We start from the raw sequence: 20280 nt of genomic DNA on the forward strand, positions 1-20280 counted from the left end.
GCGGGCGATGTTCCGCGCCGCCGTGACGCCTGCGTGGGAGCTGGATGCCTGGCGTGTACAGGCGCGGCATGCGTGGGAAGCGGAACTGCCGCCCGACGCAATCGAGTGGCAGGCGGATGCGCAGTGCGAGTTGCTCGCGGCCGCGGGCGTGATCGAGCAGCCTGTACGCCGGAAAGGCCTGTCGGTACCGGCGGACTTCATGCCCTTCGCGGCCTCGGTGCTGTGCCATCGGGAGGCGGGCCGGCACGCACTGCTGTACCGGCTGCTGTGGCGGATCGGCAATGGCGAGCGCGCCTTGCTCGATCGCGCCACCGATCCCGACGTGCACCGCGCGATGCGCTGGTCGCAGGCCGTGCGGCGGGACACGCACAAGATGAAGGCCTTCGTGCGCTTCCGCCAGGTGGACGGCGATGACAACGCGTACATCGCCTGGTTCGAACCCGAGCACTGCATCGTCGATCGCGTCGCACCGTTCTTCATGCGCCGCTTCGCCGGCATGCGCTGGGCGATCCTCACGCCGTACCGCAGCGTGCAATGGGATGGCGGACAGTTGTGGGCGGGCGAGGGCGCGCAACGTTCGGATGCGCCGGCCGACGATGCCGAGGACGCCCTGTGGCGGACCTACTACGCCAACATCTTCAATCCCGCGCGGCTCAATACACGGATGATGCGGCAGGAAATGCCGCAGAAATACTGGAAGCACCTGCCGGAAGCACACCTGCTACCCGAGCTGATCCGCGACGCAGGCCGTCGCGTGCGCGAGATGGACGAGCGTGAGGCGCAGGCGCCGCGACGGCGCATTCCGGAGCGCAAGCCGCCGTCGCGCTGACGATGGCGATGTCGAATTCGCGATCACGCGATGACGTTCGACAGCGCGAAAGTAATCTGCGTTATGGCCTGAATCCCGCTGTTTCCATACGGTTTCCGCATCGCGCACTTGTCTGGTGCGCGATGCGCCACGATCGTGCGGCGTCGCAGGTGTGTGCGTATACGCGTGTACCTGCGAGCATGATGGTCGCGAACACGACGCGCGATGAGCTGCCGGACATTCCGGCATGGACGCGCGCGCTGCGCGCCCTGCATTCGCTCATGCAGTCGCACCGGGCGACGCGCGATGCGTCGCCCGGCTTGCATGGATCAGGCGCGCAGTTCCACCACGGGCGAAAAGCCGCCGAAGATCATGCGCTGGCCGTCGAACGGCATCGGCGGGTTGTCCTTGTTCGATGGATCCATGCGCGGGTCTTCCATCATCTTCTTCATGCCGGCATCGCGCGTGGCCTTGTCCGGCCATTCCACCCACGAGAACGCCACCGTTTCGTCGCCCTTCGCCTGCACCGCCTTGCGGAAATCGGTGACCTTGCCGTCGGCGACGTCATCGCCCCACGCCTCGATGATGCGGGTGGCGCCATAGCCCATGAAGATCGTGTCGAAGGTGGTGGCGTAGTCGGTGAAGGCCGCCTTGCCCGCGGTGGGCGCGGCGATGACGAAACCGTCCACGTAGGACATGGCCGCCGTGGCGTCGCCCAGTTCCAGCGTCGGAGCGAAACCGCCATGGATCAGCCGCTTGCCGTCGTACGGCATCGGGTTGGTCTCCGGCGACATGCGCGGGTCGTCCATCATCGCCTTCATGCCGGCGTCGCGCGTGGCCTTGTCGGGCCATTCGATCCACGAGAACAGCACGGACTCGTCTTTCTTCGCCTGCACGGCCTTGCGGAAATCGGTGACCTTGCCGTCGGGCACGTCGTCTTCCCAGCACTCGATCACGCGCGTGGCGCCGAGTTCGATGAACACGGGATCGCCCAGGTTCGCGTGGTCGATGAACTTCTGCTTGTTGGCGGTGGGCACGGCGGCCACGAAACCATCGATGTACGGCATGGAAACCTCCGGAGATGCGGCGCCGGAATGGCGCCCTCCTGTACGCGACGAATGTGCGGCGAGGATTTCGACATCCTCCCCGCGCAGCGCTTCATCGACTCTGCCCGTGGCACCGGAACGCCGGCGTGATGACCGCCGATCCTGTTGCGGGAGGACAGGTCAGCGCTGCAGGCAGTTCCGATAGCGTTCGTCCACGCGGGTGGCGAACCAGGCGGTGGTCAACTCGCGGGTGATCTTGGGACTCTCCAGCCGGATGCCGGGAATGAGGGCGCGTGGCAACGGCTTGCCCGACCGCGCCTCGGCCAGCGCATAGACGCGCGCGTACAGGTCGGTGTCGCCGAAATCGAGGCGGTCGCCCCGCTCCAGTGCGGCGCGGATGGCGTGGTCGTCCATGCGCAGTGCATCGGCCAGCATGCGCACGGCGCGTTCGGTCTGGCCGGGCCTGTCCAGCGGCGCGCCCGGGTTCAGCAGGTCGCCGTCGAGCGCGAGCGTGGCGCCGGTTGCCACGCCGACCGCGCTCTGGAATGCGGCATTGCGGCTGGCGTACCAGCCGGCGTTGTAGTCGGCGAAGCGATGCACCTTGCGCGTGTACGGCGTCCGGTAACCAAGCAGGTGCGCGATGCCGAAATACAGGCCGCCGCGGCGGGTGAACACTTCGTCGCGGATGCTGCCTGGCACGGGATAGGGATAGCCGGCGGCCTTCGATTCGGCGAAGGGGATGCCGACCTGCATGGGGCCGCCGGTCTGCACGGGGTTGTAGTCGGCGAACAGGCGCTTGCCGAGCGGCACGCGGCCGATCATGTCCTCGTAGATGTCGCTGAGGTCGCGTTCGGTGCGCACGGACTGCAGGCGCTCCGCGTAGGTGCGCCCGTCCGGTGAACGCAATGCCAGCGCCGCGTCCACCACGAACCGCGGCACGTGCATGGCCGCCGCGCGCCGGTCGATCTCGCCGCGCGCGATCTTCGGCAGGTTGGCCACGGCCGGATCGGCCACGTAGCCAGACTCCTGTTCGGTGACGGCCAGCACCGCACAGATGTTCTCGCTGGTGGGTTCGATGCGCTGCGCGGCGAACGCGGTTTCGATATCGGCGGCCCAGCGGTCGCGGTCGGCGACCTTGGCCGGCATCCGTCGCGTGATCTCGCTGCGGGTATCGGCGGGCGGGCGGGTCGGCGCGGGCGGGGCGGTCACGCAGCCGGCGAGCAGGAATGCGCCCAGCAACGTCGCGGCACGGTGCAGGGAACGGAAAGCGGCGGGCCTGGTCATGCGCGCAGCATACGGAGCGCGCCGTCCCGGTGCATCAGGCGCCGACGTGTGCGATGCGGATGTGGATAATCCCGAATCCGCCCGACCTCCGCGACCATGGACACTGCGCTCGACAATCCCTTCTGGTGCGCACTGGATTCGATCCACCGCGACATCGCGCTGCGCAGCGGCAGTGCGGCGCGCTATCCCGCCGACTACGCGCCGTTCCTGGGCGTGGCCGCGGCCGATGCGCCGCTTGCGGGATCGTTCGAGGCGCTGGTCGCACCGGGCGAGGCGGTCTACCTGCTGGGCGTGGCGCCGGCCGCGCCTGCGGGATGGGCGCTGCATGCGTTCCGCCCGTTGGCGCAGATGGTGTGCGAAGCGGTAGTGCCCGTCGACGACGGCCCGCAGATCGTCCCGCTGGATGACACGCATCGCCACGAGGTGCTGGCGCTGACGGCGCTGGTGTATCCGCATTACTTCCGTCCGCGCACCATGGGCCTGGGACGCTACTTCGGCATCCGTGAGGATGGCCGGCTGGCCGCCATGATCGGTGAACGCCTCGGCAGCGCCGGCACCCGCGAGATGAGCGCGATCTGCACGCATCCAGATTTCACCGGCCGTGGTTATGCGCGCCACCTGACCCGATGGCTGACCAACGACACGCTGGCGCGTGGCGTGCTGCCGTTCCTGCACGTCAGTCACGAGAATCCGCGCGCGAAGGCGCTGTACGAACGACTCGGCTACCGCGTGCGGCGCGACATCGGGTTCTGGTCGCTGGTACGTGTCGCTGACTGAAGCGAGCGCAGGGTGCGGTGCAGCTTCGTGAAGCGGATTTGACGCGCCCCTGCACCTGCACGGCTAAGGTCGCCGCTGGCTTTCATGGAGCGTGCGCATGATCGAGATCCTGGCCAGTCCGCCCCATGTGGCGGCCTACCGTTTCGCCGACCAGCTCACCGGCGCGGACTACGACGCCTGCATCGCCGACGTCGAGTCCCGTCTGGCGCGGTTTCCCCGCATCGCCGTGGTCAGCGACATCAGCGACCTGCATGGGCTGGCGCCGGAAGTGGTCGGCAAGGACCTGCGCTACGCGCTGTCTAAGCGGGGCGAGTACGACCGCTTCGCCCGTGCCGGTGTGGTGACCGACAAGCGCTGGCTGGTCGCGGTCGCCGGGATGGCGGGCCGTATCATGCCGCACACGGAGGTGCGGACCTTCGCGGCGGAAGAGCGTTCGATCGCGCTGGCGTGGGCCTCGGAACTCGATCCCGCGAAGGCAGGCTGACGGTTGCGGGCCTCAGGGAAGCAGTGCGCCACCGACCAGCGCAAGCGTCATCCCCAGCCCGAGGAAGGCCAGGCGATGCAGCAACGGCAGGGGGGCGGGGGCGCTTGAACGGTGCATGACGCTATCCAAACCTGATCGGCGCGAACGCGCCGTGAAGCCCCTGTTCCCCTTCAACGCCGCGCCCGGATAGGACCGGCCAGCCTGCGTCACGGTCCCGCCGCGCAGGTGTTCGCATCGTGGCCGGTGCCCGCGCTGGTAGCGGCGTGCGTCTCTTTCGACGCTGCGATGGCGGGGATCTTGGGGTGACCGGTTCCCTTGCGAATCAGGCCTGCGAATCAGGCCTGGGAGTGGCGCAGTTCGCCGCGTGCCAGCGCGGTGGCTTCATCCACTTCCATCGGGCGGCCGAAGAAGTAGCCCTGCATCTCGTCGCATCCCATCTGTTGCAGCGCGTGCATCTGTGCCGAGGTTTCCACGCCCTCGGCGATCGTGCGCATGCCCATCTCGTGCGCCAGCACGAGGATGGTGCGCGCGATGGCGCGGTCGGTGCTTTCCGCGGCGATGCCATCGACGAAGCTGCGGTCGATCTTGATGATGTCCAGCGGCAGGCGCTGCAGGTACGACATGCTGGAATAGCCGGTGCCGAAATCGTCCAGCGCCAGGCGCACGCCGAGCGCGTGCAGGGTCTGCAGCATCGCCTGCGCCGCGCCCATGTCTTCCACCAGCACGCTTTCGGTGAGTTCCAGGGTCAGCGCGTCGGCGGGCAGGTCGTGGCGTTGCAGGCATTCGGCGATCCATGGCGCCAGCGTGGGCTGGGCCAGTTGGCTGGGCGATACGTTCACCGCCACCCCCAGCGTGCGCAGGCCCATGCTTCGCCAGCGCGCGAGTTGCTGGCACGCCTGTTCAAGCACGAAGTGGCCGATGTCTTCCATCAGCCCCGCGCTTTCCGCCAGCGGGATGAAGACCGACGGCGGCACCTCGCCCCACACCGGATGCCGCCAGCGCGCGAGCGACTCGAAGCCGGTGAGCTGCAAGGTGTCGCCGGCCACCACGGGCTGGTAGGCGAGCCGCAGCTGTCCACGGGCGACCGCCTCGCGCAGCGCGGTCACGCGGCTGAGGCGATCGTTGGCTTCCTGCTGCGCACTGGCCGATGGCAGGCGCACCTGGTTGCGGCCGGCGCGCTTGGCCAGGTGGCGTGCCTCGTCGGCACTGCGCAGCAGCGTCTGCAGATCCGCGCCGTGTTCGGGCGAGTGCGCCAGCCCGATGCTGGCGGTGACGGTGAACGAGGGATGCGTGGAATAGAGCGCGATGGGTTGGCCCACGGCACGGCGGATGTCTTCGGCCAGCCGGGTCAGCTGGTCGATGTCGATATCGGCGAAGTGCGCCAGGAAGCCCTCGCCGCCGTAACGATGGACGCTGCCCTGTCCATCGCAGACCACCGAAATGCGCTGGCCCATCCGCCGCAGCACTTCATCGCCGCCGTCGTGCCCGAATGAATCGTTGACCATGCCGAAGCCGTCGAGGTCGATGATCGCCAGCCCATGGCCGGATGCGGAGGGTGTCGCGATCTTCTCGGTGATCAGGGTGGCCTGCGCGGAAAAACGCGGCAGGCCGGTCGCGCTGTCCATCGCCGCGGCATCGTTGAGCCGTCGTTGCGCATCGAGGCGCCGTTCGGTTTCCAGCAGCAGCGAGCGCGTGGTTTCCGCCGCTTCCGACGAGCGCCGCCGCGAGATGTCCAGCAGGAACAGCACGAACGCGATCAGCAGGCCGCTGCTGAGTCCGCCGACGATCAACGCACGCGGCAGCGTGAACGAGGTCAACGCCGGCGGCGCCCACAATTCAAGCCGCACGTCGTGGCCAGGCAAGGGCACGCGCTCCACCGACAGCGGCGTGCCCTTCGGATGTCCCTGTTCCACCGGCGCCATGCCGTCGGCGGTGGCGCGCAGCGGACGATCCGACAGCACGGCCTTGCTCAGCGTCCTCACGAAATCATCGAGTGCGATGAACGCCTGCGTGCGGCGTCCGGCGGTATCGACGGTCAACCACCAACCGCCGGCCACCGGCTGCAGGTGGCCCGCGTCCGCCACCGGTACCGGCGGCGACGGCGCGACGGGGGCATCGAAACCGGGATGCACCCAGCGGAACTCACCACCATCGCCCACGCTGCGCACCACGCGGTAGCCGGCGAAGGCGCCCACCATGTCGTCGACATAGTCGTGGAACAGGCCTTCGGCGGATTCCGGCGCTGCGGCCGTCAGTGCGGCGGAGAGCTGGCGCAGCGCGCCACGGCGTAGCTCGATGCCGCGCAGGAATGCGGGTGCGGCGGTCGCCGTCTGCGTCCTCATCACGTTCCGCGTCATCGTGTCGCGATCGGCGGAGGCGGCCATCCAGAACATGCCGCCGAGTATCAGCGCAGCGGCCAACGGCAATACGCCGAACAGGCGCTCGCGCAGCGAGTGCTCGCCGGCCACGGCCAGCGCCAGGCCCAGGGCGACCAGCTGTGCCGAGGCGGTCAGCGAAATCTGGTAGATCGACAGGCCTTCGCGGTGATAGGGCAACTGGATCAGCAGTCCCAGCATCGCCATGCCGGCGACGGACGCCATCGCGATGCCGAGCCCGCGGGTGATGCCCCAGCGCACGTTCTCCCAGCGTTGCAGCGCCTGCGGCAGCGCCGCCACGGCCATCCATGCCGTCAGCACGCCGTAGTCCGTGTAGCCGCCGATCAGCGGCGTGGTCGGGCGCGGCAGCCAGCCCAGGCGATGCAGCAGCGCGTTGGCCGGCGTGACAATGTCGCCCAGGGTCTGCAGCAGGGTCAGCAGCAGCGGCATCGTGACCAGCGCGAGGACGACCCAGGCCGCGCGTTCCTGGTTCCGCTGGCGGAGCAGCAGCGCCAGTGCCACCAGGGCGACGCACAGCGTCGAGACGGGACGCATCGGTGGAAGGTCCACGCCCATCTGGCCGACCAGGCTGCCGGGCACATGCCAGCCGACCAGCGCGATCATGGCGAACGCCAGCACGAAGGCGACCAGTTCGGCGCTCGTTTCCAGTGTCCGGCCGTCACGCAGTGAAGGCGTGTACACCAGCAGGAACATGGCCAGCGCCGACAGCGACAGCGACCAGCCGATCTCGGCGGTGGTCGCCCCGGCCTGCAGCGCACCCAGTACCGGTTGCACGGCCAGCAGCAGCAACGTGGCGGCGAAGACGCGCATGACGAATTCCGGCCAGAAGCCGCGCCATACGCGTGCCCATGCGATGGCCGTCGCCGCCGCCAGCACCAGGCAGGTACCCAGGGCATGGAACTGCCACAGGTGCATCAGGAACAGCGCCGTCAGCAGGCCCGCCACGGCCAGGCGGACGATCCGCTGCGCGCTGCGCCACGTGGCGATCGCCACCAGCACCCCCACCAGCGGCATGCTGTCATCGAGGGCATGGCCGCTGCCGGCGTCCACCAGGACGAAGGCGGCGGCCAGCAGCCACGCGAACGCGGCAGCGAAGCGCTGCGCCCACTGGACAGGCCGCCAAAGGTCCTGGTGTATCGCCAATGCGTTCCCCTGCGGAGTCGACACTCCGTGCCACTGTGATACCCAAATCACCGGCATGCCGCAAGCGGCGGGGGGCGTACGGTGGACGGGTAGCCTGCTTTCACCGCGAAGCAACGTCCCCATCGACGCGGGCAGGCAGCGCGTGGAGCGAAGGGGCACCCGCGCGCGGCGCGCCACATGCCGTCGGTCCCTGCCGGCGCAGGTACGTGATGCACGTCAATGTTCCGGACCGGCGTGCGCGACGCATCCATCGCGCAGCGCGACCAGCCTGGACACCGCGGGCACGTGCGTGCCCGCCACGCGATCCACGTGCGTGATCGACGGCTTGTCGTCGTCGTTCCGTTTCGTGAAGAAGTGCCGCAGCCTGTCGCCATATGGCATGACGGAATGCGGAGTTGCGATTTCCACGTGATGCATGAAGTGCGTGAACGACCTTCGCGCCGCAGCGTCATCCCGTGGATCTGGCCTTCCACTGCACGCGCTGCCGTGCAGGAAGGCCGATGCCATCCTTCATGGCGAGCGGAACGTCCCGCCATGGCCCACTCGCCGTCAGCCTGGCAACCGTCGCCCCGGTCGGATGCTTCAGCTACATCAAGCGCGAGGAGTTGGACGGCACGATCGCCGAACGTCGCGCGACCGACCAGCGCCCGCAGTCGCAGGTCGATGCGCTGTCGCAGAAGCATGGCGCGCTGGTCGCCCGGCTTGCCGGGCGCATCCGGATCGAAACCGGTGCGCACTTCGCCACCGACGACGCCACGCCCAGTGGACAGGACACGCCGCTACCCGGCGATTTCGCCCGCGTGATCCGCGACAGCCATGCCGGCGCGATCGTCGCCATCGAGGGCTTCGCCGATCCATCCGGGCCGGGTCCAGCGCGCACGACAAGCACCTCGGCCAGCGTCGCGCAGACGCGATGCCGGCTGCGCTAGAGTGCCGGGCATCGTCCGCCGGGAACCCGTGCCATGCCGATCGAACTGAAGATGCTTGCCTGGGCCATTGCGCTGGGCCTGGCGCACGTGCTGCTCGGGGCGGCGCTGACGACACGCCAGCGGGGCCTGGCATGGAATGTCGGTGCGCGTGACGCCGCATTGCCACCACTGACCGGCGTGGCGGCGCGGGTGGACCGCGCGCTGCGCAACTTCCTGGAAACCTTTCCGTTCTTCGCCGCCGCGGCGCTGGCGGTGGTCGTGCTGGAGCGCGGCGATGCCGGCACGGCACTGGGCGCACAGTGCTATGTCTGGGCGCGGCTCGCCTACGTGCCGGTCTACGCGGCGGGTATCCCGTACCTGCGTACGCTGATCTGGGCATTGTCGCTGTGGGGTCTGCTGCAACTGCTGTGGGCGCTGTTGTGACGCGATGCCGTGGACCGGATTCATCGCGCGGTCGGCGGGCGCGCAGGGTTTGACACTAGACTAGACCGCCTCCCTCCCGTGCCGGGGCCTTCGGGTCCGTGCATTGCGCCGTGATCGATCGGATGTCGTCTTTCCCCCTCTGCCGCCTGCCCCTGTCGTTGTTGCTTGCCGCCAGCCTTGGACTGGCCGGCTGCCGCATGGGCGAACCGGCAGCCGCGGCGCCCGACGCCCTGGCGGACGCGACGCAGGCGCCTGCGCGGCAGGACACGCCGGCCCAGCAGGCCGAGCGCGGCGACGGTGCGGTATCGACCGGGCCGCTCGCCATGCCGGCCGAGGCGCCACGCGCCGGCCTGTCGACCGACTGGCCGGTTTCGAAAGTGGCGTCCGGCAAAGCCTGGATCAGCTGCCAGGCCGACTACAACACCGAAGAAGGCGATGGCGCGCCGCTGGAATCGCTGGCGTTCTTCAGCGTGGTCGATGCCTTGTCGCCATGCCAGAAGGGCGGCGTGCTGCGCTTGCGCTACCAGGGCAAGATCGCGGCCGACTTCACCGACCTGGTGTCGCGCGTCGCGGACATCGCCGGCCGCATGGACATCCACAAGCGCATCCTCGACCTCGATTCCGCGGGAGGGCAGGTGGAGGACGCGATCAAGGCCGGCGATGCCATCGGTGCCGGCGGCTGGACGATCTGGGTGCGTGAAGGGTCGGTCTGCCACAGCGCCTGCGTCTTCGTACTGGGCGCGGGCGACAACCGGCTGATCTCCGGCAAGGTGGGCGTGCACCGCATCATCCGCATGAGTTCCACCGCGACCACGCGCAGCGAACTCAACGAGGAACTGCGTGGCGTCTATGACCGCGTCAAGGACTACCTGTCGCGCAACGGCGTGGCGGTGGCGGTCGCCGACCTGATGATGACGGTGCCCAACCGGCGCCTGCGCCTGCTGAGCAAGGACGAATTGCAGGAGTACGGCCTGGACGGCACCAACGCGGCGCAGGACGACCTGGACCGCCTGCAGCTGATGCGCCGGTGCGGCGACGACTTCGTGCTGCGCCGCGATGCCTTCATGCGCAGCTTCGATGGCCAGTGCAAGGCCGCCGGCAAGGGCCTGGACGACATGCAGGCCTGCGGCCTGGCGTTGCGCACAAAGTTCGGATTCCCGGACGCCAAGTGTCCGGCCGACAGTCCGCTGTCGGAATTCGACCGCATGGCGGACAGTGAAGAAGCGCCGGTGTTGCCTTCGGGCGATGTCTCCGGTACGTCGCCGTAGGCGGACGTACCGTCGCCTCAACCGGCGGCCGTCACGACCCGGATCTCCACGTCGTCGATCCGGACGGTCTGGCCGGCGCGGATCTTCGCGGTCTTGCGCAGTTCCACCGCGCTATCGACCGTCACCGCGCCGCTGGCCACGATCGCCTTGCCCTGTCCGCCGCTGTCGGCGATGCCGACCAGTTTCAGCAACTGGTTGAGTTCCACGAAGTCGTGGCCCTGATCGAGGTCGAAGTCGATGTGCTGCATGCGCGCAGTCTACGCGACGCCGTGCTCACTCGGCCTCGAAGCGCGCGATCTCCTCGATCTGCGCACGGGCCCGCCGCAGGCTGCCACCGGTGACGCTGTCCTCCATCGCCTTGACCAGACGCGGACGCGCCGGGTCGCGCGACCAGCGATGGAACCACGCGGTCGCCGCCAGGCCGGCCGCGCCGACGCCCAGTCCGATCCAGACCACGCGGGGCGCGCTGGCGAACAGGTCGTTGCCGCCCAGGCCGGCCAGCACCATCAGCAGCGGCACCCACAGGAACCACCACGGCAGGCCAGCGAGCATGCCGTTGACGAGGTAGGTCCGACGCAGCGTGGCCAGGCGCTTCTGGATGTCGACGACGGGTCGCGTGTAATCGATCTCGCGGATGCGCAGCAGTGTCTGGCCGGCCATGGCGAGGGTGGCGATGCCGTACAGCTGCACGACGATACCGGCGGCGATCGTCGTCCACGGCAGACCTTCCGCGGACTGTCCGCCGCGGATCCACAGCAACGCGGCCAGCAGGATGAAGGGGATGCCGAACAGCGTCTGCACCACCTGGCCCCAGAACAGCGGGCGCAGGCTGGAAATCGCCTTCTGCTTGCGTTGTTCCAGCAGCACGTGGGTCTGCAGTGCGTCGTGGCGTTCGAGGCGACGCGACAGCGTCTGCCAGACGAGTTTCAGGTCATCGGGTTCCATGGGGAGGCTTCCGTGTGCGGTGGTCATCGGTCAGAGTTCCTGGCGCAGCCGCTGTTTCAGCCGGCTGATCTTGGTGGCGACGTTGGTTTCGCTCAGGCCGAGCACGTCGGCCATCTCGCGGTAGCTCCGGTCTTCCAGGTAGAGCAGCAGCAGCGCGCGGTCGAGCGGCGGCTGCGCCTGGATGAAGCGGTACAGCAGGTCCACCTGCTGCCGGCCTTCGTGGTCGTGCGCACGGGGGTCGGGCAGGTCGTGGTGGTCTTCGTTCCAGGCATCCGTCTGCGCGCCGCGTGTCCGGCTGCGCACGTGCGAAATGGCCACGTTCAGCGCGATCCGGTACATCCAGGTGGAGAACGGCCGCGCCGGGTCGTAGTCCGGCCAGGCCCGCCACAGTTGGGTGGCGATGTCCTGCATCAGGTCGTCGCGGTCGTCGGGGTGCCAGGCATAGGTGCCGGCGACCTTGGCGACGATGCCGCGGTGGGCCTGCAGCAGGACCTGGAAGCCGGCGCGGGCGGCCGGGTCCGTGGTCATGGCGGGGGTTGATTCCATCCGGGCATGCGCTCGATTGTGCGGGTCTGGCAGGTGATTCGCCGCCGCGCGGGAAACATCACAGTCCCCGCAGGCGTGAAGGCCCGGCCGTGCTGCAACGCGACAGGAGGCCCCCGAAGGCGCACAATGTGCGGCTCGGCGTGCGGCTCCGCGACGCCCCGGAGTCTCCGCATGTCCACCGAATCCCCTTCGTCCGCCCCCCTCCTGTTCGCCGATCTCGGCCTGCCGGCGCCTGTCATGGCGGCCGTCACCGCGGTGGGCTACGAAACCCCGTCGCCGATCCAGGCCGCCACCATTCCCGCCATGCTGGCCGGCCGCGATGTGCTGGGCACGGCGCAGACCGGTACCGGCAAGACCGCCGCGTTCGCGCTGCCGGTGCTGGCCAACATCAAGCCCAATGCCGCCAGTCCGCAGGCGCTGGTGCTGGCGCCGACGCGCGAACTGGCGATCCAGGTGGCCGAGGCGTTCCAGAAGTACGCCGGCAAGATCCCAGGCTTCCACGTGCTGCCGATCTACGGCGGGCAGAGCTACTACCCACAGCTGCAGGCGTTGAAGCGTGGCGTGCACGTCGTCGTCGGCACGCCCGGCCGCGTGATCGACCATCTGGAACGCGGCTCGCTGGACCTGTCCGGCCTGACCACGCTGGTGCTGGACGAAGCCGACGAAATGCTGCGCATGGGCTTCATCGACGATGTCGAGACCGTGCTGAAGAAGACGCCGGAGACGCGCCAGGTGGCGCTGTTCTCGGCGACGATGCCGCCGGCCATCCGCCGCATCGCGCAGACCTACCTGAAGGATCCGGTCGAGGTGAACATCGCCTCCAAGACCACCACCTCGGCCAACATCCGCCAGCGCTACTGGTGGGTCAGCGGCATGCACAAGCTGGATGCGCTGACCCGCATCCTGGAAGTGGAACCGTTCGACGGCATGATCGTCTTCGCCCGCACCAAGGCGGCCACCGAAGAACTCGCCGACAAGCTGCAGGCGCGCGGCCTGGCCGCGGCGGCGATCAATGGCGACATGCAGCAGGCCGCGCGCGAGAAGACCATCCAGCAGCTCAAGGAAGGCAAGCTCGATATCCTCGTCGCCACCGACGTGGCCGCGCGCGGGCTGGACGTGGAGCGCATCAGCCACGTGCTGAACTACGACATCCCGTACGACACCGAAAGCTACGTGCACCGCATCGGCCGCACCGGCCGTGCCGGCCGCGCGGGTGACGCGATCCTGTTCGTCACCCCGCGCGAGAAGGGCATGCTGCGCTCGATCGAGCGCGCCACGCGCCAGCCGATCGAAGAGATGCAGCTGCCGAGCGTGGAAGCGGTCAACGACCGCCGCGTGGAGAAGTTCCTGGCGCGCATCACCGACACGCTGGCGTCGGGCGCGGCGGGCGAGTTCCGTGCGCTGATCGAACGCTACGAGCGCGAACAGAACGTGCCGGCCGTCGATATCGCCGCCGCGCTGGCGCAGCTGGTGCAGGGCGACACGCCGCTGCTGCTGTCGCAGGAGCGCACGCCGCGCGAACAGCGCCCTGCGGTGCGCAGCGAGACCTATGGCAACGCGCCGCGCCGCGAGCGCGACGAGCGTCCACGCCGCGACGACAGCCAGGGCGAACGTCCGGCGCGCAGCTTCGACAAGCCCGAGCGTTCGCGCATCGAACGCCCCGACACCGAGCGGCCGCGCGCCGACAAATCGCCGCGCGGCGACAAGCCGGACGTCGGCATGGAGACCTATCGCATCGAGGTGGGCCATGCGCATGGTGTGAAGCCGGCCAACATCGTCGGTGCGATCGCCAACGAGGCTGGGCTGGAAAGCCGTTACATCGGCCGCATCGACATCCAGAACGAATACACCACGCTGGACCTGCCCGAAGGCATGCCGCGCGAAGTGCTGATGCACCTGAAGAAGGTCTGGGTGTCCGGCCAGCAGCTGCGCATCCACAAGCCGGGCGAGGGTGGCGGTGCCGGTGCGGGCGCCGCACCGCCGCGCAAGTTCGGCGGTCCGGGCAAGGGCAAGCCGCGTGGCGACAAGCCGTTCGGCGCCGGCAAGCCGCACCGCAAGGGTCCGCCGCGCGAGTGAGCGTGACGCCTGCCGGCGCATCAGCGCCGCGCGCATGAGGCAAGTCCGGCATGGGAGCGCCGGACCGTGGCACGGAAATTGCATTTCGCACACGCAAGCCAGCACACCGGAGGTCGGGAGGGCGGCGACGTACCGGAGTGTCAGTGAAGTCGAACAGGGGACGAGCAGGCGGGATCGCGGGGTGGCTGTGGCTGCTCGTGGTGCTGTCGTGCCCGACGCTGGCAGCGCCGCAACCGGGCCGTGACTACCTCGTCACCGGTGCGCCGACCTCCGAACAGGCCCCTCAGCGTCACTGTACGCCCGGGATGCAGGCGGAACTGACCGAACGCGTCGAGATTCCCGCGCCGCCCGCAGGATGGTCCGGCGCTCCGCAGGCCATCAACGTGTTCAACATCTTCGCCGGCGAGGTGCGCGTGCACCACGGCGACCGCGAGATCTGCGGGCGCACGCACGATGCGCGCACGCGCGACTCGCGTTTCCGTGCCGGCGTCGGCATGGTGGTGGTGCCGCCGAAGGGCAACCACGAGCCGATCCAGGTGGCCTGGGAAAAACCGCTGAAGCCCGGCTGGATCCCGACCGTGCGCATCGGCGCACCGAGTCCCGTGCAGCAGTTCGACACCGCGCGCCTGCTGGTGCGCACGGCCTGCGTGGCGATCGCCATCGCACTGGCCTTCATGGCGTTGATGGGGTTCCTGACGACGCGCGACCGCGTTTTCCTCGGCTACACGCTGCTGTGCGCCCTGAGCGTGCTGGGGCAGTCGGTGCTCAGCGGCCTGAGTGGTTATCCGGAGCCGTGGCTGCCGATGGACGGCCAGGAAATACGCTGGCTGGTGGCCTTCTCCTGCGTGGGGCTGCCGATCCTGCTGTACGTGATGTGGCTGCTGGTCGGCGGCGCGCGACTCTGGCCGGCGACGCAGCGCTGGCTGCCCTGGTTCACCGCGGGCCTCTGCGCGCTGGGCGTGGCGACGGCATGGCTGCCGACCGCAGGCCTGTCGCGCCTGGCCACGGCGATGGACAGCGGCTTCGTGATGGGCTGCGGCGTGGTGTTCGTGCTGGGACTGGGCCTGCTGCGCCGCCATCGCGCCGACGCCGTGCTGGCGATGGCCGCGGTGCTGCCGTTCCTGGCGATGGCGGCGATGGACCTGGCCGGCAACCGCCTGCTGATCGAATACCGCGTCGAGGCGATCCAGCTCTCGATCACCTGGTTCCTGACGGTCAGCGCCTACGTGCTGAACCTGCGCCTGGGCCAGTTGCGTCGCCAGCGCGACGAGATGCGCGCGCTCGCCGACACCGACGAATTGACCGGCCTGCCGAACCGTCGCGCCGGCCTGAAGCGGCTGGAACAGCACATGCGCGATGCGCGCACCGGCGACGACACGCTCGCGGTGGGATTCCTGGACATCGACCTGTTCAAGCGGATCAACGACGTGCATGGACACGAGACCGGCGACCGCGTGCTGGTCGCCGTCGCGGCGACGCTGACCACGGCAGTGCGCGATCCGGCGGACGTGATCCGCATGGGGGGCGAGGAATTCCTGGTGCTGCTGCCGGGCATCGGCGGTGCGACCGCGCGTGCGCGTCTGGAGGCGATGCGGAGCCAGGTCAGTGCCACCGGCGCGAACCTGGGCGTCGACGGCCTGACAGTCACCGCCAGCATCGGCCTGGCCACGCTGGCCGTGGACGATGCCGATGCGGCATCGCTGCTGCGCCGGGCGGACGAAGCCATGTACCGCGCCAAGCGCGCCGGGCGCGACCAGGTGGTCGATGCCGAGAGCACGCGGGACGTCGACGACTGACGCCACGCGACCGCAGGCGCTCGGGCGCTGGCGGTGCCGCGCACGGTTGGCGGCGACGGGTGGAAGACTGCGCCATGCAGACGCCGTGTCCCTCGATACGCTTGCCGGCCCCGCGCGATGCGGACGCCGGGCGGCCGATCCCGGATAATGCCGGCATGACCACCCGCCTCAACAAGCACATCGCCGAGACCGGCTTCTGTTCCCGCCGCGAGGCCGACCGCCTGATCGCCGAGCGCCGCGTGACCGTCAACGGCATTGCCGCCGGTGTCGGCGCGGTGGTGGGCGAGGGCGACGAGGTGCGCGTCGACGGCCAGCCGATCAAGGCGCGCACGGTGAAGGCCGGCAAGCGCAAGCACGTCTACATCGTGCTGAACAAGCCGGTCGGCGTGACCTGCACCACCGAGTCGTCGGTGAAGGACAACATTGTCGACTTCATCGGCCACGAGCAACGCATCTTCCCGATCGGCCGGCTCGACAAGGATTCGGAAGGCCTGATCCTGCTGACCAGCAACGGCGACATCGTCAACCAGATCCTGCGCGCGGAGAACCGCCACGAGAAGGAGTACCTGGTGGCGGTGAACAAGCCAGTGACTGACGAGTTCCTGCGCGCCATGGCGCGCGGCGTGCGCGTGCACGGGCAGACGACGCTGCCGTGCAAGACCGGCCGGATCGCCAAGTTCGGTTTCCGCATCACGCTGACGCAGGGCCTCAACCGGCAGATCCGCCTGATGGCCGCGGCATTCGATTACCGCGTCACCCAGCTGCGGCGCGTGCGCATCGACAACGTCAGGCTGGGCGATCTGAAGGCCGGGCGCTGGCGCAACCTCACCGACCAGGAACTGCGCGGCCTGCTGCCGCAGCAGGACACCTGGTGACGCGATAGCGTGATGACGGTCGCGCCGGAGCGGGGTAACGTCCGTGCCGTCGCAGGCATACTCTGCGCATCCTCCGGTTTCCGACTGCCGGCATGAGCCGACCGCCCAAGCCCGACAACGAAGAAGAGCGTCTCGCTGCGCTGCACAGCGTGGATATCCTCGACAGCGCGCCCGAGCGCGCGTTCGACGATCTGGTCCGCATCGCCGCCGCCATCTGCGGTGTGCCGATGGCGGCGGTCACGCTGATCGACCGCGACCGGCAATGGTTCAAGGCGCGCGTCGGCATGGACCATCCCGATCCGTCGCTGGACACCTCGTTCTGCGCGCACACCATCCTCAATCCGACGACGATGACGGTGGTGCCTGACGCCACCCGCGATGCGCGCTTCGCCGACAACCCGCTGGTGACCGCCGAGCACGGCATCCGCTTCTACGCCGGTGCGCCGCTGGTCACGACGGAAGGACTGGCGCTGGGCGCGCTGTGCCTGGTGGACGAAACGCCGCGCGAGCTGACGCCGTTCCAGCTGGACGCGCTGGATGCGCTGTCCCGCCAGGTCGCACAACTGCTGGAGCTGCGTCGGCTCAGCCAGAAGCTCGGCCACCAGTTGCGCGAGCGAGTCTGGTACGAGCAGCAGATGCAGGTATACCAGCAGCAGTTGGAGCAACAGAACGCCGATCTTTCCGAGCAGACGAAGACCGATCCGCTGACCGGGCTGCCGAACCGCCGCGCATTCGCGGCCGCGCTCGACACCGCCATGCGGAAGGCCGCACAGAGCGGCGATCCGCTTGCCGTCGCCGTGCTGGACGTGGACCACTTCAAGACGGTCAACGATCTGCACGGGCACGACGAGGGCGACCGGGTGCTGGTGGCGCTGGGCGACATGCTGAGGTCGCAGGCGGCCGGCCGCGGATTGGCGGCGCGGCATGGCGGCGAGGAGTTCGTCATCCTGATGCCGGGCGCCACGCTGGAAGAAGCGCGCCTGCAATGCGAATTCATGCGCCAGAGCGTGGGCCTGCTGCCTGTCGGCCTGCCGGTTTCCGTCAGCATCGGCGTGGCCGCACGGCAGCGCGACGACAGCGCCGAGGCGATGTTCCGCCGTGCCGACCAGGCCCTGTACGAGGCCAAGCGCACGGGTCGCGACCGGGTGGTGGCCGCACCGGGTTGATCGCGATCAATGCGCGCTGCGACCGGTGGACGCATTGTCCTCCCATCGGCGGCGCGTCGTGCGTCCGCCCCGCATGCGGAGCACGACGATGAAGATCCTGGTGGCGGTGGATGGCAGCGAGATCGGCCTGGCCGCGGTGCGGCAACTGGTCGACGTGAGTGCGTCGCTGGCGGAGACGCCGGACGTCACCCTGTTCTACGCCGACCCGCCGCTGTTGCGCTCGGTCGCGTTGAGCCTGGGCAAGGACGGCGTGGCGAGCTATCACGCGGAGAACGCCGCCTATGCGATGAAGAAGGCGCGCACGGCGCTCAGGCGTGCGCGGCTGCCGTTCCGGGAGACGTACCTCGTCGGCGAACCCGCCGACAGCATCGTCAAGCAGGCGAAGGCGTCGAAGGCGGACCTGATCGTCGTCGGCACGCACGGCCGCGGTGCGCTGAAACAGTTGTTCGTCGGCTCGGTGGCGCTGAAGGTCATCGCGACCAGCCCGGTGCCGGTGCTGGTCGCGCGCTGATCGCGCTCAGTCGACGATGTTCTTGGCCTCGGAGGTGCCCAGCATCTCCGGGTGCTCGATGCGCTTCGGCCGCTGCACCAGCGGATGCAGGAACACCGCGGCCAGGATGATGCCGACGCCGAGGTAGAACAGTGGCGTGAGTTCGCGCTGTTCGCCCAGCAGCACGATGGCCAGCACGATGGCGTAGACCGGTTCCAGGTTGGTCACCAGCTGCACGCCGTACGCGCTCAGGTGTTTCAGCGCCACCAGCGACAGCGCGAACGGCAGCAGCGTGCACGCAAGCGACAGCACCACCAGCAGTGCGCCGTCCTTCAGGCCGGGCAGCACGAACAGGTCGCCGGCGAAGGCGGGGAACAGCATCGGCATCAAGGGCGCGAGCAGCGTCAGCAGGATCGTGCCCGCGCCCAGTTCCAGTCCGGTGATCGTCAGCGGCTCGCCGTGTTCGACCAGGCGCTTGTTGAGCGGACCGAATACCGCGACCAGCAACGCGGACAGCGCGCCGACCAGTACGCCCAGCCGCATGCCGTCCGGAATGCCGCCGACCACCAGCGCCACGCCCGGCAGCACGGCCACGCCGAACGCCAGTTCGCGCCAGGAAAAGGGACGCCGCGTCAGCCACGGCTCGATCACCGAGGTGAAGGCGGGTGCGAGTGCGATGCACGTCACCGCCACGGAAGCATTCGAGAGCTTGATCGCGCCGTAGAACGTCAGCCAGTGCAGCGCGACGATCACGCCGATGCCGCAATAGGCCAGGATCAGCTTCGCCGGCATCGCGCGCAGCCCGCGCCAGACGCGCGGCAGGAAGGCGAGGGCGACCACCACGATCAGCATGCGCCACCACACCAGCGGCAGCGCGGACAGGCTGATCAACTTGCCCAGGATCGGGGTAAAGCCCCACAGCAGCACGCACAGGTGGATCTGCAGCTGGGCCTTGGCAGTCGGGGTCATCGGCATGCGCCATTGTCGCCGAAGGCGCGGGATGCTGGCGATGGGACCACTCCCGACCGGCCGCGTGCCGTGGCAAGCTGGCGCCACTACGGACCGAGGATGACCGATGTCGCCGCCACGCCTTTCCGTCGTATCCCGTACGCTCGCCGCCCTCGTCGGTCTGCTCGCCCTGTCGGCGCTGGTGTTGCAATACCTGCTGATCCTGGCGCTGACCCACGACACCACCGGCGTGGTCCTGGGCACGGTACGTTTCCTCACCTACTTCACCATCCTCAGCAACATCGCGGTGGCGCTCGTTGCGTTCGCGGCGGCCGCGGGGCGTTCCGGCTTCTTCGCACAGGCCCGGGTGCGCGGCGCGGTGGCGCTGTACATCGGCGTCACCGGCAGCATCTATTTCGTCATCCTGCGCCACCTGTGGCAGCCGCAGGGCGCACAGTGGTGGGCCGACACCGGCCTGCACTACGCGGTACCGCTGGCGTACTGGGCGTGGTGGCTGGCGTTCACGCCGCACGGCAGCCTGCGCTGGCCAAACGTCGCCGGCTGGTTGCTGTTCCCGCTGCTGTACGTGGCCTGGGTATTCGCGCGTGGCGCGTGGCTGGGCGAGTACCCGTATCCCTTCATCGATGTGGGCCAGCTGGGCTGGACGCGCGTCGGCATCAACGCGCTGGGCGTCATGGCGGTGTTCGTGGTGCTGGGGTTGGTCATCGCGGGGTTCGATCGGATACTTGGCCGTCGCCGGGCGTCCCTGTAGGAGCGACATCAGTCGCGACCGTACACCGACCTCACCAGTACACATCGGCGACCGACGGCCTGCGGACGATGCAGCTTTACCTGACCGGACAACCTGCGGTCGCGACTG

19 protein-coding genes and 2 pseudogenes are annotated in these 20280 nt (G+C 69.0%); 12 read left to right on the forward strand and 9 right to left on the reverse strand.

Translation table 11 applies throughout. From position 1 onward, the window contains the following. Nucleotides 1-7 precede the first annotated feature (7 nt). A pseudogene (locus tag V7060_RS02505) lies at nt 8-805 on the forward strand (TIGR03915 family putative DNA repair protein); the annotation flags it as partial. A gap of 332 nt (nt 806-1137) precedes the next feature. Here V7060_RS02505 and V7060_RS02510 read toward each other — a convergent pair. The 3 genes and pseudogenes from V7060_RS02510 to V7060_RS02520 form a co-directional block, all read right to left on the reverse strand. After that, a complete protein-coding gene (locus V7060_RS02510; protein ID WP_334178076.1) occupies nt 1138-1506 on the reverse strand; it encodes a DUF1428 domain-containing protein in 369 nt (122 codons plus the stop codon). Between the two features lie 9 nt (nt 1507-1515). Beyond that, nucleotides 1516-1875, reverse strand: a pseudogene (locus V7060_RS02515) (DUF1428 domain-containing protein); the annotation flags it as partial. A gap of 159 nt (nt 1876-2034) precedes the next feature. Continuing rightward, on the reverse strand, nt 2035-3138 hold the full coding sequence (locus V7060_RS02520) for a DUF1615 domain-containing protein (protein ID WP_334177693.1): 1104 nt from the start codon (nt 3136-3138) through the stop codon (nt 2035-2037). Nucleotides 3139-3234: 96 nt separating this feature from the next. Here V7060_RS02520 and V7060_RS02525 point away from each other — a divergent pair, with 96 nt between their 5' ends. Continuing rightward, on the forward strand, nt 3235-3915 hold the full coding sequence (locus V7060_RS02525; protein ID WP_334177694.1) for a GNAT family N-acetyltransferase: 681 nt from the start codon (nt 3235-3237) through the stop codon (nt 3913-3915). Nucleotides 3916-4012: 97 nt separating this feature from the next. Then, nucleotides 4013-4399, forward strand: a complete 387-nt coding sequence (locus V7060_RS02530) for an STAS/SEC14 domain-containing protein (RefSeq protein WP_334177695.1) — start codon at nt 4013-4015, stop codon at nt 4397-4399. Nucleotides 4400-4734: 335 nt separating this feature from the next. On the opposite strand, the gene V7060_RS02535 is transcribed toward V7060_RS02530, so the two are convergent. Beyond that, a complete protein-coding gene (locus V7060_RS02535; protein ID WP_334177696.1) occupies nt 4735-7938 on the reverse strand; it encodes a bifunctional diguanylate cyclase/phosphodiesterase in 3204 nt (1067 codons plus the stop codon). A 216-nt stretch (nt 7939-8154) separates the two neighbouring features. Next, nucleotides 8155-8319 carry a hypothetical protein gene (locus tag V7060_RS02540; RefSeq protein WP_334177697.1) on the reverse strand — a complete coding sequence of 55 codons (165 nt, stop codon included), beginning with the start codon at nt 8317-8319 and terminating at the stop codon, nt 8155-8157. 119 nt (nt 8320-8438) lie between these two features. Here V7060_RS02540 and V7060_RS02545 point away from each other — a divergent pair, with 119 nt between their 5' ends. The 3 genes from V7060_RS02545 to V7060_RS02555 all read left to right on the forward strand — a co-directional run bounded on the left by V7060_RS02545 (nt 8439) and on the right by V7060_RS02555 (nt 10558). Next, entirely contained in the window at nt 8439-8867 is a 429-nt protein-coding gene (locus tag V7060_RS02545) for a hypothetical protein (RefSeq protein ID WP_334177698.1), read from the forward strand. A 33-nt stretch (nt 8868-8900) separates the two neighbouring features. After that, nucleotides 8901-9290 (forward strand): MAPEG family protein, encoded by a 390-nt coding sequence (locus V7060_RS02550; RefSeq protein WP_334177699.1) that lies wholly within the window; start codon nt 8901-8903, stop codon nt 9288-9290. A gap of 122 nt (nt 9291-9412) precedes the next feature. Then, nucleotides 9413-10558, forward strand: a complete 1146-nt coding sequence (locus V7060_RS02555) for a hypothetical protein (protein WP_334177700.1) — start codon at nt 9413-9415, stop codon at nt 10556-10558. Nucleotides 10559-10575: 17 nt separating this feature from the next. Here the strand turns inward: V7060_RS02555 and V7060_RS02560 are convergent, their stop codons facing one another. From V7060_RS02560 to V7060_RS02570, 3 genes are read right to left on the reverse strand one after another with little or no spacing between them, the layout of a single operon-like run. Continuing rightward, a complete protein-coding gene (locus V7060_RS02560; RefSeq protein ID WP_334177701.1) occupies nt 10576-10806 on the reverse strand; it encodes an RNA-binding S4 domain-containing protein in 231 nt (76 codons plus the stop codon). A 25-nt stretch (nt 10807-10831) separates the two neighbouring features. After that, nucleotides 10832-11503, reverse strand: a complete 672-nt coding sequence (locus V7060_RS02565) for a serine/threonine protein kinase (protein WP_334177702.1) — start codon at nt 11501-11503, stop codon at nt 10832-10834. A 30-nt stretch (nt 11504-11533) separates the two neighbouring features. Continuing rightward, entirely contained in the window at nt 11534-12031 is a 498-nt protein-coding gene (locus V7060_RS02570) for a sigma-70 family RNA polymerase sigma factor (protein WP_334177703.1), read from the reverse strand. A 189-nt stretch (nt 12032-12220) separates the two neighbouring features. Between V7060_RS02570 and V7060_RS02575 the strand changes: the two genes are divergently transcribed. The 5 genes from V7060_RS02575 (at nt 12221) to V7060_RS02595 (ending at nt 18473) form a co-directional block, all read left to right on the forward strand. After that, complete coding sequence (locus V7060_RS02575; protein ID WP_334177704.1) at nt 12221-14125, forward strand: DEAD/DEAH box helicase; 1905 nt, start codon at nt 12221-12223, stop codon at nt 14123-14125. A 143-nt stretch (nt 14126-14268) separates the two neighbouring features. After that, entirely contained in the window at nt 14269-15921 is a 1653-nt protein-coding gene (locus V7060_RS02580; protein ID WP_334177705.1) for a diguanylate cyclase, read from the forward strand. A gap of 155 nt (nt 15922-16076) precedes the next feature. Beyond that, nucleotides 16077-16796 (forward strand): pseudouridine synthase, encoded by a 720-nt coding sequence (locus V7060_RS02585; RefSeq protein ID WP_334177706.1) that lies wholly within the window; start codon nt 16077-16079, stop codon nt 16794-16796. 92 nt (nt 16797-16888) lie between these two features. Then, nucleotides 16889-17962, forward strand: a complete 1074-nt coding sequence (locus V7060_RS02590; protein WP_334177707.1) for a sensor domain-containing diguanylate cyclase — start codon at nt 16889-16891, stop codon at nt 17960-17962. An 88-nt stretch (nt 17963-18050) separates the two neighbouring features. Further along, nucleotides 18051-18473 (forward strand): universal stress protein, encoded by a 423-nt coding sequence (locus V7060_RS02595; protein ID WP_334177708.1) that lies wholly within the window; start codon nt 18051-18053, stop codon nt 18471-18473. Nucleotides 18474-18479: 6 nt separating this feature from the next. On the opposite strand, the gene V7060_RS02600 is transcribed toward V7060_RS02595, so the two are convergent. Then, nucleotides 18480-19427, reverse strand: coding sequence for a DMT family transporter (locus V7060_RS02600; RefSeq protein ID WP_334177709.1), 948 nt, complete (start codon nt 19425-19427; stop codon nt 18480-18482). A 100-nt stretch (nt 19428-19527) separates the two neighbouring features. On the opposite strand from V7060_RS02600, the gene V7060_RS02605 reads away from it, so the two are divergent. Then, entirely contained in the window at nt 19528-20172 is a 645-nt protein-coding gene (locus V7060_RS02605; protein ID WP_334177710.1) for a Pr6Pr family membrane protein, read from the forward strand. The last annotated feature ends 108 nt before the right edge of the window (nt 20173-20280 follow it).

This window comes from Pseudoxanthomonas sp. (assembly GCF_036845285.1).
In the GTDB taxonomy this organism is placed as follows: Bacteria; Pseudomonadota; Gammaproteobacteria; order Xanthomonadales; family Xanthomonadaceae; genus Pseudoxanthomonas_A.